The organism is Methylovulum sp. (assembly GCF_028687615.1).
Taxonomy (GTDB): Bacteria; Pseudomonadota; Gammaproteobacteria; order Methylococcales; family Methylomonadaceae; genus Methylovulum.
The window spans coordinates 60,236-74,955 of record NZ_JAQTZU010000008.1 but is presented as its reverse complement, the minus strand read 5'-3'; the positions used below and the strand labels follow the sequence as shown (position 1 = coordinate 74,955).

The 14,720-nt window shown below is 48.3% G+C and carries 11 protein-coding genes and 1 tRNA gene; 3 read left to right on the top strand and 9 right to left on the bottom strand.

Features of this window, described 5'->3' with window-relative positions:
• Positions 1-9: 9 nt before the first annotated feature.
• The 6 genes from metK to rpsU all read right to left on the bottom strand — a co-directional run bounded on the left by metK (position 10) and on the right by rpsU (position 5,687).
• On the bottom strand, positions 10-1,170 hold the full coding sequence (gene metK, locus PHH59_RS06555; RefSeq protein ID WP_300013038.1) for a methionine adenosyltransferase: 1,161 nt from the start codon (positions 1,168-1,170) through the stop codon (positions 10-12).
• Between the two features lie 69 nt (positions 1,171-1,239).
• Positions 1,240-1,316 (bottom strand) — tRNA-Ile (locus tag PHH59_RS06550).
• Between the two features lie 12 nt (positions 1,317-1,328).
• A complete protein-coding gene (gene rpoD / locus PHH59_RS06545) occupies positions 1,329-3,137 on the bottom strand; it encodes an RNA polymerase sigma factor RpoD (RefSeq protein WP_300013035.1) in 1,809 nt (602 codons plus the stop codon).
• An 81-nt stretch (positions 3,138-3,218) separates the two neighbouring features.
• Positions 3,219-4,976, bottom strand: coding sequence for a DNA primase (dnaG, locus tag PHH59_RS06540; protein ID WP_300013032.1), 1,758 nt, complete (start codon positions 4,974-4,976; stop codon positions 3,219-3,221).
• A 23-nt stretch (positions 4,977-4,999) separates the two neighbouring features.
• Entirely contained in the window at positions 5,000-5,452 is a 453-nt protein-coding gene (locus PHH59_RS06535; protein ID WP_300013029.1) for a GatB/YqeY domain-containing protein, read from the bottom strand.
• A gap of 1 nt (position 5,453) precedes the next feature.
• Complete coding sequence (gene rpsU, locus PHH59_RS06530) at positions 5,454-5,687, bottom strand: 30S ribosomal protein S21 (protein ID WP_006890759.1); 234 nt, start codon at positions 5,685-5,687, stop codon at positions 5,454-5,456.
• A gap of 102 nt (positions 5,688-5,789) precedes the next feature.
• Between rpsU and tsaD the strand changes: the two genes are divergently transcribed.
• Positions 5,790-6,818: a tRNA (adenosine(37)-N6)-threonylcarbamoyltransferase complex transferase subunit TsaD gene (gene tsaD, locus PHH59_RS06525; protein WP_300013020.1), complete on the top strand. Its 1,029-nt coding sequence runs from the start codon at positions 5,790-5,792 to the stop codon at positions 6,816-6,818.
• On the opposite strand, the gene plsY is transcribed toward tsaD, so the two are convergent.
• The 3 genes from plsY to PHH59_RS06510 form a co-directional block, all read right to left on the bottom strand.
• Positions 6,815-7,393 carry a glycerol-3-phosphate 1-O-acyltransferase PlsY gene (plsY, locus tag PHH59_RS06520; RefSeq protein ID WP_300013017.1) on the bottom strand — a complete coding sequence of 193 codons (579 nt, stop codon included), beginning with the start codon at positions 7,391-7,393 and terminating at the stop codon, positions 6,815-6,817. The genes tsaD and plsY overlap by 4 nt on opposite strands.
• Before the next feature lie 244 nt (positions 7,394-7,637).
• Positions 7,638-8,522 carry a glycosyltransferase gene (locus tag PHH59_RS06515; protein WP_300013014.1) on the bottom strand — a complete coding sequence of 295 codons (885 nt, stop codon included), beginning with the start codon at positions 8,520-8,522 and terminating at the stop codon, positions 7,638-7,640.
• A 20-nt stretch (positions 8,523-8,542) separates the two neighbouring features.
• Complete coding sequence (locus PHH59_RS06510; protein ID WP_300013011.1) at positions 8,543-9,268, bottom strand: hypothetical protein; 726 nt, start codon at positions 9,266-9,268, stop codon at positions 8,543-8,545.
• A 490-nt stretch (positions 9,269-9,758) separates the two neighbouring features.
• Between PHH59_RS06510 and PHH59_RS06505 the strand changes: the two genes are divergently transcribed.
• Together PHH59_RS06505 and PHH59_RS06500 are read left to right on the top strand one after the other, a co-directional pair.
• Positions 9,759-13,874 carry a hypothetical protein gene (locus tag PHH59_RS06505; protein WP_300013008.1) on the top strand — a complete coding sequence of 1,372 codons (4,116 nt, stop codon included), beginning with the start codon at positions 9,759-9,761 and terminating at the stop codon, positions 13,872-13,874.
• A gap of 96 nt (positions 13,875-13,970) precedes the next feature.
• Positions 13,971-14,705, top strand: coding sequence for a SprT family zinc-dependent metalloprotease (locus tag PHH59_RS06500; RefSeq protein WP_300013006.1), 735 nt, complete (start codon positions 13,971-13,973; stop codon positions 14,703-14,705).
• The last annotated feature ends 15 nt before the right edge of the window (positions 14,706-14,720 follow it).

Sequence of the window (14,720 nt, the reverse complement as noted above, 5' to 3'; positions counted from 1 at the left end):
ATTGATGGTTTAGATGCCAGCCGCCGCTTTTAATGCGTCAACTTTATCGGTTTTTTCCCAGCTAAAGCTGTCTTCAGTACGGCCAAAATGCCCGTAAGAAGCGGTGGGTTGGTAAATGGGTTTTAATAAGTCGAGCATGGCGATCAGGCCTTTAGGACGCAGATCAAAGGTGTCACGGACGATTTGCACCAAACGGTCTTCGCTAAGTTTGCTGGTGCCAAAAGTTTCCACACTAATGGAAGTCGGTTCAGCAACGCCAATCGCATAAGAAACTTGGATTTCGCAACGTTCTGCCAAACCAGCGGCGACAATATTTTTTGCGACATAACGCGCCATATAGGCGGCGGAACGATCCACTTTAGATGGATCTTTACCTGAAAACGCCCCACCGCCATGCCGCGCCATGCCACCGTAGCTATCTACGATAATTTTGCGGCCTGTCAAACCACAATCGCCGACTGGACCGCCGATGATGAATTGGCCGGTAGGATTAATAAAATATTTAGTGTCTTTGTGCAGCCATTCTTTGGGCAGAACATGCAAAATGATGTCGTCCATTACGGCTTCATGCAATGCCTTGGCACTAATTTCTGGAGAATGCTGGGTTGATAACACGACCGCATCAATGGCAACCGGTTTGTTGTTTTCATAACGGAAAGTAATTTGGCTTTTCGCATCAGGGCGTAACCACGGCAAAGTTTTATTTTTGCGTACTTCGGCTTGGCGTTTAACCAGCAAATGCGAATAAGTAATAGGGGCGGGCATCAACACATCAGTTTCATTGCTGGCATAACCAAACATCAAACCTTGGTCGCCAGCACCCTGTTCATGATCTTCCGCTTCATCGACCCCCATTGCAATATCGGCAGATTGTTTACCAATGGCGTTCAATACCGCACAGCTTTGACCATCGAAACCAATGTCGCCGTTATCATAGCCAATATCACAAACCACTTTGCGTACCAAAGCTTCCATATCCACCCAGGCATTGGTAGTGATTTCACCTGCTAAAACCACCATACCGGTCTTGACCAGCGTTTCGCAAGCAACCCGTGATTTTGGGTCTTGCGCCAATAACGCATCTAATACCGCATCGGAAATTTGATCGGCTACTTTGTCAGGATGACCTTCGGAAACCGATTCTGAAGTAAAAATGAAGTTATTGCTCATGCTACCGCCTCGTTAAAATATAAAATCCAGATAGACAAAAGGCTGCATCAGCAGCCTTAAAATTTAATATGGTGGGCCATGTAGGACTTGAACCTACGACCTGCCGATTATGAGTCGGACGCTCTAACCAACTGAGCTAATGGCCCTTTTTTGATTACCTACTCACCATCCAGAAAACATCTTAATTGTTCTGACCTTGATGGATGCCTTAGTTTTCTTAAAGCCTTAGCTTCAATCTGGCGAATCCGTTCGCGTGTTACGTCAAACTGTTTACCGACTTCTTCCAAGGTATGGTCAGTATTCATATTGATACCAAACCGCATCCGCAACACTTTTGCTTCCCGTGCCGTCAATCCCGCCAGCACATTCTGTGTCGATTCACGCAAACCAGCTATGGTCGCCGCCTCTACAGGTGACAATACTTTACCATCTTCGATAAAATCCCCCAAATGTGAATCTTCATCGTCACCTATCGGCGTTTCCATCGAAATCGGCTCTTTAGCTATTTTCAATACCTTACGCACTTTGTCTTCGGGCATTTCCATACGTTCGGCCAATTCTTCAGGCGTTGCTTCCCGCCCCAATTCCTGCAGAATTTGTCTTGATATGCGGTTCAATTTATTGATCGTCTCAATCATATGCACCGGTATACGGATAGTCCTGGCTTGATCGGCAATTGAGCGGGTGATCGCCTGCCGAATCCACCAGGTGGCATAAGTTGAAAATTTATAGCCGCGACGGTATTCAAATTTATCCACCGCCTTCATCAAGCCGATATTGCCTTCTTGAATCAAATCCAAAAATTGCAGGCCACGGTTAGTGTATTTTTTGGCGATGGAAATGACCAGGCGCAAATTGGCTTCGATCATTTCTTTTTTTGCACGCCTTGCCTTCGCCTCGCCAATGGACATACGCCGGTTAATGTCTTTTAAGCCATTGATAGTCAAACCGTATTGCGCTTCAATATCGACCAGCGTCTTTTGCGCTTTTCTTAGGTCTTTTTCGTATGGCTTCAGACTTTCAGCATATTCATGTCCGGCTTGCAAGTACTGCTCTAACCACGCCGGATCAGATTCATGGTCAGTAAATGAGACAATAAAATTCTTACGCGGCATTTTGGCATATTTAGTGAAAATATCCAGAATGAGCTTTTCCTGTTCCCGCACTGTTGCAACCCCGTTAGGGATAATGCCGGTCAGCTTCTTCAAATATTGCGGGGTCCATTTAAACTCCATAAACAAGTCAGCCAATACTTCAAAAGCCGTTTCCGTTTGCCCGCTAACGTATCCGTATTGTTTTACGGCATCGGAGGCGATTTTTAGCTGTTTCCTTAAAATATCAACCTTTTCCTGGACATCTTCGTAAGACAGGCCTTTCAGTTCGTCTTCAGAGGACGCATCGACAACCACATCACTGGCTGGCTGGGCGGAAATCAAATCTTCGGGTTCGCTCAAATCGATAAAACCGGAAATCAGGTCGGTCAAACGCACCCCACCTTCTTCACCGGAAATATTGTCAAAAGACCGCAAAAAATCTTCCACTACGACGCAAGAACGCGATATGGCTTTTACAAGCTGATGCTGCCCCTCTTCAATGCGCTTGGCGATTTTCAACTCATCTGCACGGGTCAACAACTCGACCGAACCCATTTCACGCATATACATACGCACCGGGTCGGTAGTCCTGCCAAATTCGCTATCCACAGAAGCCAGGGCCGCAACTTCTTCGGCATCTTCATCATCGGTGGTGACGGTCGCTGAATCAGTAATCAATGAATCTTCATCGGGAGCAACTTCATAGACCTGGATGCCCATGTCATTGATCATGGCAATAATGTCTTCAATTTGATCAGGATCAGCAATATCACTGGGCAAGTGATCATTAACTTCGGCATAAGTCAGGTAGCCCTGAATTTTGCCTTTAGCTATCAATTGTTTAAGCTGGGACTGCTGTTGTTCTTGATTCATTGTCTTCTCACTGAATACCCTATCCAGCACTATTTTGCTGAACCGAAAATTATACTACAGAATTTTCAAAATTTCGAAAAACTATTTCTTTATCCTTGTATTGGAGAGCTTTTTCAGCTCATCGCGTTCCTCTTGGGTTAAATCCCCCGTCGCGGCTAATTTTTCAACCAAATTATTAATGCGGGCTTCGGAAAGCCCCAGCAACTGCTTCAAAGCATAACGAAATTCTACTTTTTCATCTAAAACATCTGAACCAACGGGTGTTTCTGAAATATTTAAAGCCGCCAATTGCTTAATAATAGGCTCATCAGCATTCCCGCGATAATACTCTAGTAATTGAGCAGTGCTAATAGGCGTTTCCCGTGTTATGAATTGAAAAATATCCCTAAACTTTTCAGCACCATCAAATCTCAAATTCTGCCAATTGATGTTTTCTTGCTCAACTAAATTGATCATCTGTGGATTTTGAACCAACAAAGCAAGCACCCGCCTTGCCAGAGACAAATGCTCATTTGGTATAGCCCGACGATTTTTTGTTTTAAGAACGGAAGTGACTGCATTCTGCGAAACATTTAATTTTGATATTCCAGACAAGCCTTTTAGTCGCGAAAACATCATTTCTCGAAATAAACCATCCGGCAACTTCTCCAAATATGCGTTTGCTTTGTTGGCAAATAGCGCCATCCCTTCCATTTCCTTAAGATTAAACTCTTGGGTCAAGGAGCTAAAAAAATAATCCGACAAGACTTGCGAGGTATCAATACAGTCGATAAACTTATCGAGGCCTTGCTCGCGAACTGATGAGTCAGGATCATGCCCTTCTGGCAATAACATAATCCGAATTTGCCGACCAACTTTTAAAACAGGGAAAGCCGCGTCCATTGCTTTCCATATCGCCGCCCTACCTGCATTGTCGCCATCAAAACAAAACACCAATTCCGAAGTGTAACGGAACAACAGTTCCAGGTGCGCTTGCGATGTCGCCGTACCTAATGCCGCCACCGCATAATCGACACCCAATTGCGCCAGCGCGATAACGTCCATATAGCCTTCAACCAGCAAAATACGCTGGGGCTTGGCATTTTTTTTGAGTAATTCATACAAGCCATAGACTTCACGGCCTTTATGAAATAAGGGCGTTTCTGGCGAATTCAAGTATTTTGGCAAAGAATCATCCAAAACCCGTCCGCCAAAACCAATTACCCGACCCCGTTTATCACGAATCGGAAACATGACCCGATTCCGGAAACGGGCATAAACGCTGCCATTATCATTAATCCCCAGCAAGCCGACATCAAGCAAATCTTGCTGGTTGAAACATCCAAGCAACGCTTGGCAATCTTGCGGCGCGTAACCCAGCAGAAAAGTCTTGGCGGCATCATTGTTGATGTCACGCTTTTTTAAATAGGCAACCGCCTGTTTCCCTGCTTCGCCACTGCGTAATTGTTGGACATAAAAACCGCTGGCTTGCACCATCAGGTCATAGAGCTTTTGCAGATCAATCTTGCCAGCAACCGGCTCGCCTGTCGTTGAAGGCTCTCTTGGCACATCCACCCCGACAAAAGCCGCCAAATCCCCAACCGCTTCAACAAAATCCAAATTATTGAAATTCATCAAAAAAGTAATGGCGTTACCGCTAGCTCCACAACCAAAACAATGGAAAAACTGCTTGTTGCCGTTGACAGAAAAACTGGGGGTTTTCTCGGTGTGAAAAGGACAGCGGGCGACATAATTGGCACCCATCTTTTTTAGCGGGACTTGCGAATCAATCAAGCCAACAATATCAACCCGCGCCAACAGGTCATCAATAAAAGCACGGGGGATTCTGCCGCCGGACATAGCTCTACCAGGACAAGAAAATTTTATTCAGCCAGTGCCGCCTTGATTTTGGCACCTACTACAGACATGTCGGCACGGCCTTGCATGTCTGTTTTCAGCAAACCCATGACCTTGCCCATGTCTTTGACGGAAACCGCGCCCGATTGTGCAATTGCCGCACCAATCATTTGGTCAATTTCAGCATCAGACAAGGCTTGTGGCAAAAAATCCTGGATGACCAAAATTTCGGCTTCTTCGACGGCGACTAAATCGCCACGGCCTGCATCGCCATACTGCCTGATCGATTCGCGGCGTTGTTTGACCATTTTGTCCAACACAGCGAGAGTACGCTGGTCATCCAAAACAATACGTTCATCGACCTCAACTTGCTTGATGGCCGATAAAATTAGCCGTACCACACCCAACCGGGCCTTATCGCCGCTTTTCATTGCGGCTTTCATTTCGTCCTTGATACGGTCTGTCAATAAGCCACTCATATCAGAGCGCGGGACGGCCACGACGCAAATTTTTCAGTGCGTAACGCTCACGCGCCAATTTTTTCAAATGTCGTTTAACCGCCGCAGCACCTTTACGCTTACGTTCCGCAGTAGGTTTTTCATAAAATTCACGACGACGGACTTCGGCTAAAACACCTGCTTTTTCACAAGCGCGTTTAAAACGGCGAATAGCAATGTCAAAAGGTTCGTTTTCTTTAATTTTTACTGACGGCATTATGTTGTCCCAAGTGTGTTAATATTAATTTACCAGCCCTATGATGGGCCGATCTTAAAAAGCCTTCGATTATACCTTTTTTTAATCATTTTCAAAAACTCAATGTACGTTTTAGGCATAGAAACTTCCTGCGACGAGACGGGTGTCGCTATTTACCACGCCCAACAAGGACTGGTCGCACACTGTTTGTACAGCCAAACTGACATGCACAGCGAATATGGCGGCGTCGTTCCTGAGCTAGCCTCGCGCGACCATATCCGCAAATTGGCGCCGTTAATCAAGCAAACCCTGCAAGCCGGCCAACTACCCAGCCACATGATCGGCGGCATTGCCTACACGGCGGGGCCGGGGCTGATGGGGGCCTTGCTGGTGGGCGCGGCGACCGCCCGCAGCTTGGCGTGGGCTTGGCAAATCCCGGCAGTAGCGGTGCATCACATGGAAGGCCACTTGCTCGCACCGATGTTGGAAGCAAATCCGCCCGAATTCCCGTTTGTCGCCTTGCTGATTTCCGGCGGACATACCTTGCTGGTGCATGTTGCGGGCATAGGCAATTACCAATTGCTGGGCGAATCGCTGGACGATGCCGCCGGCGAAGCCTTCGACAAGACCGCCAAATTGCTGGGGCTAGGCTATCCAGGCGGCCCCAGGCTTTCGGAACTCGCCGAGCACGGCAAACCAACATTTACTTTCCCCCGCCCGATGACCGACCGCCCTGGTTTGGATTTTAGTTTTAGCGGCTTAAAAACCTACACGCTAAACACTTTCAACGCCTCTGCAAAAACTGGACAAGACAAAGCCGACATTGCCGCCGCTTTTCAAGCCGCCGTATCCGAAACCCTGGTCATCAAATGCCGCCGCGCCTTGCAGCAAACCGGCCTAAAATGCTTGGTGGTCGCGGGCGGTGTTAGTGCCAACCGGCAAATCCACGCCAAACTTACTGATATGGCGGCAAAGGAACAAGCCGAAATCTATTTTCCGAGGCTACAATTTTGCACCGATAACGGCGCGATGATCGCCTATGCTGGCTGCCAACGCTTATTGGCAGGACAACAGCAAGATTTGCGCATTTTTGCCAGGCCGCGTTGGCCTATGGACGAAATAGCAGCTTGCCGCGAAGTGGGTGGCGGCTAACTTTCTTCGCCGGCCAACAAACGCTGGATATTGGATTTGTGCCGCCACAACAAAAATACCGCCATCACCGACGAGGCGGCTACGATATAGGCATCGCCAACAATAAACCAAGCATAAATAGGCGATAAAATCGATGCGATCAAAGCTGAAAGCGAAGAGATGTTGCCAATTTTATAGACCAACGTCCACGTCGCTACGGTAGAAAAGCCCAAGCCCCAAGAAAAACCCAGCAACACCCCCACCGAAGTGGCAACGCCTTTACCCCCTTTGAAGCCAAAAAAAACCGGAAATAAATGCCCAATAAACGCCGCCAAACCAATGGCCGCCAGCAACTCCAAAGGCACACCCCATAATTTTGCCGCATAAACTGGCAGCAAGCCTTTCAGCAGATCCCCCAGCAACGTAATCCCCGCCGCTTTCTTGCCACCAAAACGCATGACATTGGTCGCCCCAGGATTTCCCGAACCCTGCTCGCGTGGATCAGGTAGGCCCATTAATTTGCAAACAACAATCGCGCTACAAACAGAACCTATCAAATATGCCAGCGGCACAACCAACCATTCCATCATTGGCATTCACTTCACCTCTCAGAACTTAAATAGCCGAAAATATTTCCGGCGGTCACTTGATTAACGTTCAATCATAACCGGAAACCGATTGTAAAATTTATTATTAAGCCGCTTGTGCGTTATCAATAATGACATGCTTGGTAGCGGCTTAATAGGTACGAACGCTTGGAATAAGATGCATTGATGCTGAAAAGCTGGGGAAAACCCAATAGGGAAGCTTTTATCAGGCTTGAATTCATATAATAAAGGTTTACACCCATAACAATCTTCGGGTAACTTCAGAAAACTTACCAAAGACATAAGGCTCTCTTTCAACATAGGCAAATTGCTTACCGCGAATCGAGGCATATTCATCCAGAAACAATTCACCGGGATGCCTGGCCATAGGGACATTGGTGGCCACGCCACCGTGGAATTGGTGAAAGGTGGCTTCGCCTAGCAACAAGACAGGATCAACACCCGGAGCACCTAATAACTGCGCGAACACATCCAGGTTTACAAAACCGCCTCCAGGGCTTATAAAGCGTTCGTCAAACCCTCCTATCGCCGCCAACATTTTGTTATTTACGGCAAAAAAATTGCTCTCCGTTAAGTAACCCGTATAACCGCGCTCTGACGAACCGGCTAAAGCAGAAATAGTGAACAACTGATAACCGTCCCGTTGCCAATCTATGGTGTTTAACAAATTATCTTCAACATCCTGGTCATAGCCTTCTTCCACGGCAAGGTTTTGCAATTTTTCACCTAAGTGCATCGCCAACGTATAAATAAGCGGGGTGGGGAACAGTTGTTGTGCCCGTAACATCAGCGACAGAATATTTGGAGATAAGATTCTCGCCCCATCAATCGCGCAAGCAACAAGCTCCGCCTGGCTTTGCGAGATGCCAAAATTCATTGCCTTGCACGGGGACGGATGTTCGCAACTAACAAAATAATAACGAAAATTACTTTGCAACGATTCAACCCAATCACTATCCAGCGGTTCAGTCGAACCACTGTCAATTACCAACACTTCATAATCGTCCAAATGAATGTTTTGTTGATAATTGCAACAAAGTGAATAAAGCGTCCTTTTTGCCTCACGGCGCATATTAAAAAATGCGACGACAACAGATAATTTGGGCTTTTTGATCATAATTGAAAAGCTAGAAAAAGTTAAAGTTCAAACGTAAAGCTCCGTTGACAGTCCTTAATTTGCCCATACAATTGCGCCACTTCCGATGGCAAAACAGTTCCATCAGTATCAACGCCTAGTTGTGAACGCAAGGATTTACAAAAAAATTCTTTGGCGTATTCCGCTTGATGGGAATATTGCGGGCCTAATACATGGATCAAGCCATTTGTTACCATTGAAATGTATAGATCATCCGGCAAATCAAAGTCAATCAGTGGAAAAGGCTGTGCCGTCCAAAGAGCCAATAAACGTTCATTGTACTCAAACCAAAGATGAATGCCTTCATCGACAGGAATGCTATTCCGGGCATTTAATGAAGCCATCACCCGTAAGGGATGGCGAAAAGTGCCTATATAACGTGGAGTGAATCCTGGTTCCAGCCAAAAAGGCAGTGTCAATAATGTCCGGGGGTCTTTAAATCCCCAAAATCCCTGGGCTTCCGATTTAATCCGATTAATAACCGCCTGGCGCTGTTGTCTATGTGCTTCGGTCCAATGTTTCACTTCTACAGGTTGGTTCCAAGCCCCACCGTTATAGGCCAACACCTCGTCATTTAATTCCATAACCTCGGCGTTTTCCCGGTTACCACGCTTATTATGCGGATTCTCGGTGAATACCGCCCCAAGCTCCACACCAAACCGCTGCATAATCCCCGTCAGGCAACTCGTCCCGCTTCTATGCATACCGACAACGCAAACACATTCCATAACTAAACCCTACAAACCTTGCTTCAATCTAAAATTGCAAACCAAATTGATTTTTAAGACCTTGACACCCAGAATTTCACAACTTGTTTGATCAGCATAATCTGTACGCTGTTTGCAATGCCCATCCAAATCATAACGGTTTAACTGTTTATGGCATGCAAAAAATCTACAACAACAAAAATCATCATTCAAAATAGCCTAGACTCAACAGAATTATTGGTAATCCAACCAATTAACATGAAGCTAAACCATTAATTCCTTCGATAAGTTTTCAAAAAACAGGTGGAGCATCTTATAGGATTTTTCGCCATATCCCAAAATAAGCCGAAATATGGAAAGCTATCTGATAGGCCAAATCTTCATATAGTGCTGTAACAACATGGCAATACAACCTATCCACAGCAACGTAATTTTAACCACCATGTCCATCCGCCTTTTGTACAAGCGAAACTTCGTGCTATTGTTAAAACATTACTCTCAGGAGAAGCCCATGCAAAAGCCAATCTGGTCAATCTGTCTCGTCCTCTGCTTGTTTTCCTCGCTTGCCGCCGCCAAACCCTTCACCAAAGACCAAGTCCCCGAACCGCTCAAGCCTTGGATAGATTGGGTGGCGCAGGAAAATCCTGAGCGCGGCTGTCCGTTTTTGTATACCGATGACGCGCAAAAACGCTGCTATTGGCCTACTGCCACACAATTGGATTTGGCGGCGAAAAAAGGCGTATTTACCTCGCTAGGGCAGGTTTTTAAAGATACTTGGGTGCAGTTGCCGGGCGATAGTTTGCATTGGCCTCAGAACGTTACCGTCAACAAGCAGACTGCTTTGGTGATGGAAAGAGAAGGCATCCCCACCGTTAAAATTACTGCTGAAGGTACGGCAAGTAGTTATCAAATCCACGGAGAATTCCTCTGGGAAAAAATTCCTGACAATCTGCCCGTGCCAATGGACACTGGACTCATCAATCTCAGCATCAACGGCCAAAGCATTGCCGCGCCGACGATCCATGACGGACAACTTTGGTTGAAAGAAAGCGAGAGCGGACAAGATAAGCCGGAGAATGTGCAAAACAGCCTGGATATTCAGGTGTTCCGCCATTTTACCGACGATGTGCCTTTGCAAGTCGTGACCCGTTTGGTGCTGGATGTGGCGGGCGAACAGCGCGAAATCAAACTTGCCAAACCCGTCTTGGACAGTTTTATTGCCTTCAATTTGGCATCTGCCCTGCCCGCGCGGCTGGAAAATGACGGGCAATTATTGGTACAAGTGCGCCCGGGCCATTGGCAAATCGACATTACCGCGCGTAGTGTCAATGAACCCAACACCGTGCCGTTCCCCACCGGAAGCCAAGACTGGCCGGAATCGGAAATTTGGTTGTTCCAAGCCAGCCCCGATGTGCGCGTGGTGGAAATTGAACAGCTATCCGCGATAGACACCAGCCAAAGCAATGTGCCGGATGAATGGAAAAATCTTCCCGCCTATAGCATCACAACCGGACAGGCGATGGCTTTTAAGGTGATTCGCCGTGGTGATCCAGAGCCTGATGCCAACCAATTGACCATTAACCGTAAATTGTGGCTGGATTTTGACGGACAAGGTTATACCGCCAATGACACTATCACTGGCAAAATTTCGCGCGGTTGGCGATTGAATGCCCTGCCGCAAACCCAGCTCGGCAAGGTCTCGCTCAATGAGGGCAATTTGTTGATCACCCGGCTTGAAGGCAGCGATAAACAAGGTGTGGAAGTACGCCAAGGCTCGGTTAATTTGCAAGCCGATAGCCGCATTGTCGGCAAAATTGGCGCATTGAATGCGGTAGGTTGGGAGCAGGATTTCCATCAGGTCACTGCCGAACTGAACCTGCCGCCAGGCTGGCGGTTGCTGGCGGCAAGTGGCGTGGATAATGTGCCGGACAGTTGGTTATCGCGCTGGACGCTGCTGGATTTGTTTATGGTTTTGTGTTCGGCTATTGCCATTGGCATGATATGGAATTATTACTGGTGCGCTTTTGCTTTGTTGACATTGATTTTGATTTGGCACGAACCGGACGCGCCCCATTTTGTTTGGCTGAATATCATCGCCGCCACTGCTTTGCTCAACGAATTACCTAAAGATAAATTCCTCGGTTTTGCAAAATTGGTGAAAAGTTACCGTTTAGCGGGTTGGCTAGGTTTGGTGTTGATCTCGCTGCCGTTTATGGTCGATCAAGTGCATAACGGTTTATATCCGCAATTGGAAGCACCTGTTCAAGTCATTGGGCAAAACCGATGGGATGATGGGGCGCTTCAAACACCGCTACCGGCCAGTGCCCCCCCAGCCATGATGGGCATGATTGAATCCGACAGTTATCCGGCAAAAAGAAAGTTGCTCAAAGAAGAAGCCAAGGCTTATCTGCAAGACAAAAGCGACATAAGCGACCGCATAGACCCCACCGCCAAAGTCCAAACCGGCCCTGGCCTTCCTGAATGGCAATGGCATAAAATTTATTTGTCCTGGAATGGCTCGGTGTCCAGCCAACAACAATTGGGTTTATGGTATTTGTCACCGCCTGTGACCATGTTGTTGAATTTTCTCCGCGTTCTGGCTATCACGGTGCTGGCGATGCTGATGTTTGGAGTCGCTGACAAATTCCGCCCCCATTTCCCCAAATTCAGGGCAACCCCGCCCGCCTTACTGGCCCTGTTGTTATTGCCCGTATTCATGGGGATGTTGCCCAAAGCCTACGCCGATTATCCTAGCGAAGCCTTGTTGAACGAGCTGAAAGCCCGTTTGCAAAAAGTCGAAACGCCCGATTGTTTGCCCGCTTGTGCCGATATTCCGCAAATGGCGATGAGTATTAGCCAAGAACATGTGGAACTGGTTTTGCAAATCCACGCCAGCGCGGCGGTGGTGCTGCCGTTACCTGCCGAATACGGGCAGTGGTTTCCGAACCAAGTCCTAGACAATGGCGAAGCCGCGACCGCGCTGTACCGCGATGGCAATAACCTGTGGATACATCTCAAGCAAGGCGGACACCGCGTCACCCTGCGCGGCACACCCCCACTGTTAAGCCAATTCTCCTTGCCGCTGCCGCTCAAACCCAAACGGCTAACGCTCGACAAATCCGGCTGGGAAGTGGTCGGTATCCAAGAAAACGCCGTGCCGGATACGTCTGTGCAATTTAGCCGCACCGGACAAACCAAAGACGCGAACAATAAAACCGTGTTGGAACCGGGCACGTTGCCTCCGTTTATCAGCGTCCAGCGCACCTTGTCTATTGGCTTGGACTGGCGCGTTTACACCCGCGTCAGCCGCTTGTCGCCCCTAGGTTCCGCCGTGGTGTTGAAAATCGGTTTATTGCCTGGGGAAGCCGTCAGTACCGAAGGCATCCATGTCAAAGATGGCATGGTTGAAGTGAATATGTCGGCGCAAGACAGTGAAATGGAGTGGTTTTCCACCTTGGCAAAAGCCCCTTCCCTGGAATTGCTTGCACCCACGACTGAACAATGGACGGAAGTATGGAAAGCCAATGTCAGCCCCGTGTGGCATGTCGAAACCCAAGGCATCGCGCCCATCCATAGCCTGAACCAAGCCGAATGGTTGCCGGAATGGCATCCGTGGCCCGGCGAAAAAATCACGTTGCAAATCACCCGTCCAGAAGCAGTCAACGGACAAACTTTAACAATTGATAACAGCCAATTGAACCTCAAACCCGGGCAACGTTTGCGGGATACGGTTTTAAACTTTAACCTGAGAAGTTCACAAGGAAGCCAACATACGCTGACCCTGCCGGAAAACGCAATCCTGCAATCGGTGGCGATTAACGGACAGACACTGCCGATACGTTTGCAAGACCGCAAACTCACGCTGCCTGTCACCCCAGGCAAACAAGCGGTGTCCATCAACTGGCAGGAAGACGTGCCGATAGCCACTGCCATCAGCACATCCGCTGTCGATTTGGGTTTACCCAGCGTCAACAGCCGCCTGAACATCAGTCTAGGCCAAGACCGTTGGGTGTTGTGGGTGCATGGGCCGACTCTGGGACCGGCGATTTTGTTCTGGGGCGTGTTGGTGGTGATTCTTATCGTTGCGCTGGGTTTGGGTAAAATCAGCCTGACACCGTTGAAACACTGGCAATGGTTTTTGTTGCTGATCGGACTCAGCCAGGTGCCGATGACCGTTGCCGGCATTGTCATCTTGTGGTTGATGTTGCTAGGCTGGCGGCAAAACCAAACCGCCGGTTATCGCCATTTCAATGGCTTGCAAGTGCTGCTGGCGTGTTTGACCTTGCTGTCATTAGGCGTATTGTTTGCGGCTGTCGCCCAAGGCTTGTTAAGCACACCGGATATGCGTATCACCGGCAATGGCTCCAGCGCGTTCAACCTCAATTGGTATGAAGACCGCAGCTTATCGACTTTGCCGATAGCCACAGTGATTTCCGTACCTGTGTTGGCCTATCGCCTGTTGATGTTGGCCTGGTCGTTGTGGCTGGCGGTGTCTTTGTTGAACTGGCTGAAATGGGGTTGGAGCTGTTTTGCCAGTAATGGTTTGTGGCGGAAGCAGGTTGTACTTGCTCCGATAGTTTCAGAACAGGTGGTTGCTGAGCAAGACGAAGCCAATAACAAGACGTAGGACGTGATTAGTTTTGGCTTTGATGGGCTTGCTATCATCAGCCCATCAGTTCCATTTGATAAACTCCGGGTTCAATTTTCAATGTCTTCAAATAGCATGGCAAATCTCCCTTTCTCCTACACCATCCGCCGCAGTGCGCGGGTCAGCCGGATGCGGATTGTCGTCACCCAAGACAAAATTGAGGTGGTCGCGCCGCCGAACATCGCCGAAAAACGGCTGCATCAATTCGTCAGCGAAAAACAGCAATGGATCATGCAGGCCATCGAGAAAGTCGCCAGCAAAAACCAACAGGCGGCGTTTCCGGTTCCAGCAGTTTATGGGGAAGGTGTCGGCATCCCGTATCAAGGCCGGCACTACTCATTGGTTGTTGTGAACAGCAAACTCAAACGGGTAAAAATTGGCTTCGCTGAAACGCTTATCGCCCACATCCCCGAAACGTTAGCGCATGATGCCCACAGCGAGGCGATCAGACCCGCCTTGAGCCAGTGGATGAAACAGCAAACCCAGTTGCGCGTAGAACAGCTTATCCACCGGCACGCGCCCAAAAAACAGCTCATCCCCCGCTCGGTCATCATCAAAACCCAAAAAAGCCGCTGGGGCAGTTGCGGCATAAACAACGACATCAATATCAACTGGCTGCTCATCATGGCACCGCCTGAAGTGTTGGAATATGTGGTCGTGCATGAACTTTGCCACCTTAAGGAACGCAACCATTCCGCGCGTTTTTGGGCTTTGGTTGCCGAACATTTGCCGGATTATCAACAACAACGGCATTGGCTGAAACAGCAAGGTGGGGATTTGATGCGCTATGGGCAGGGTATTGCAGGGTGAACAACAGGTGCCCAC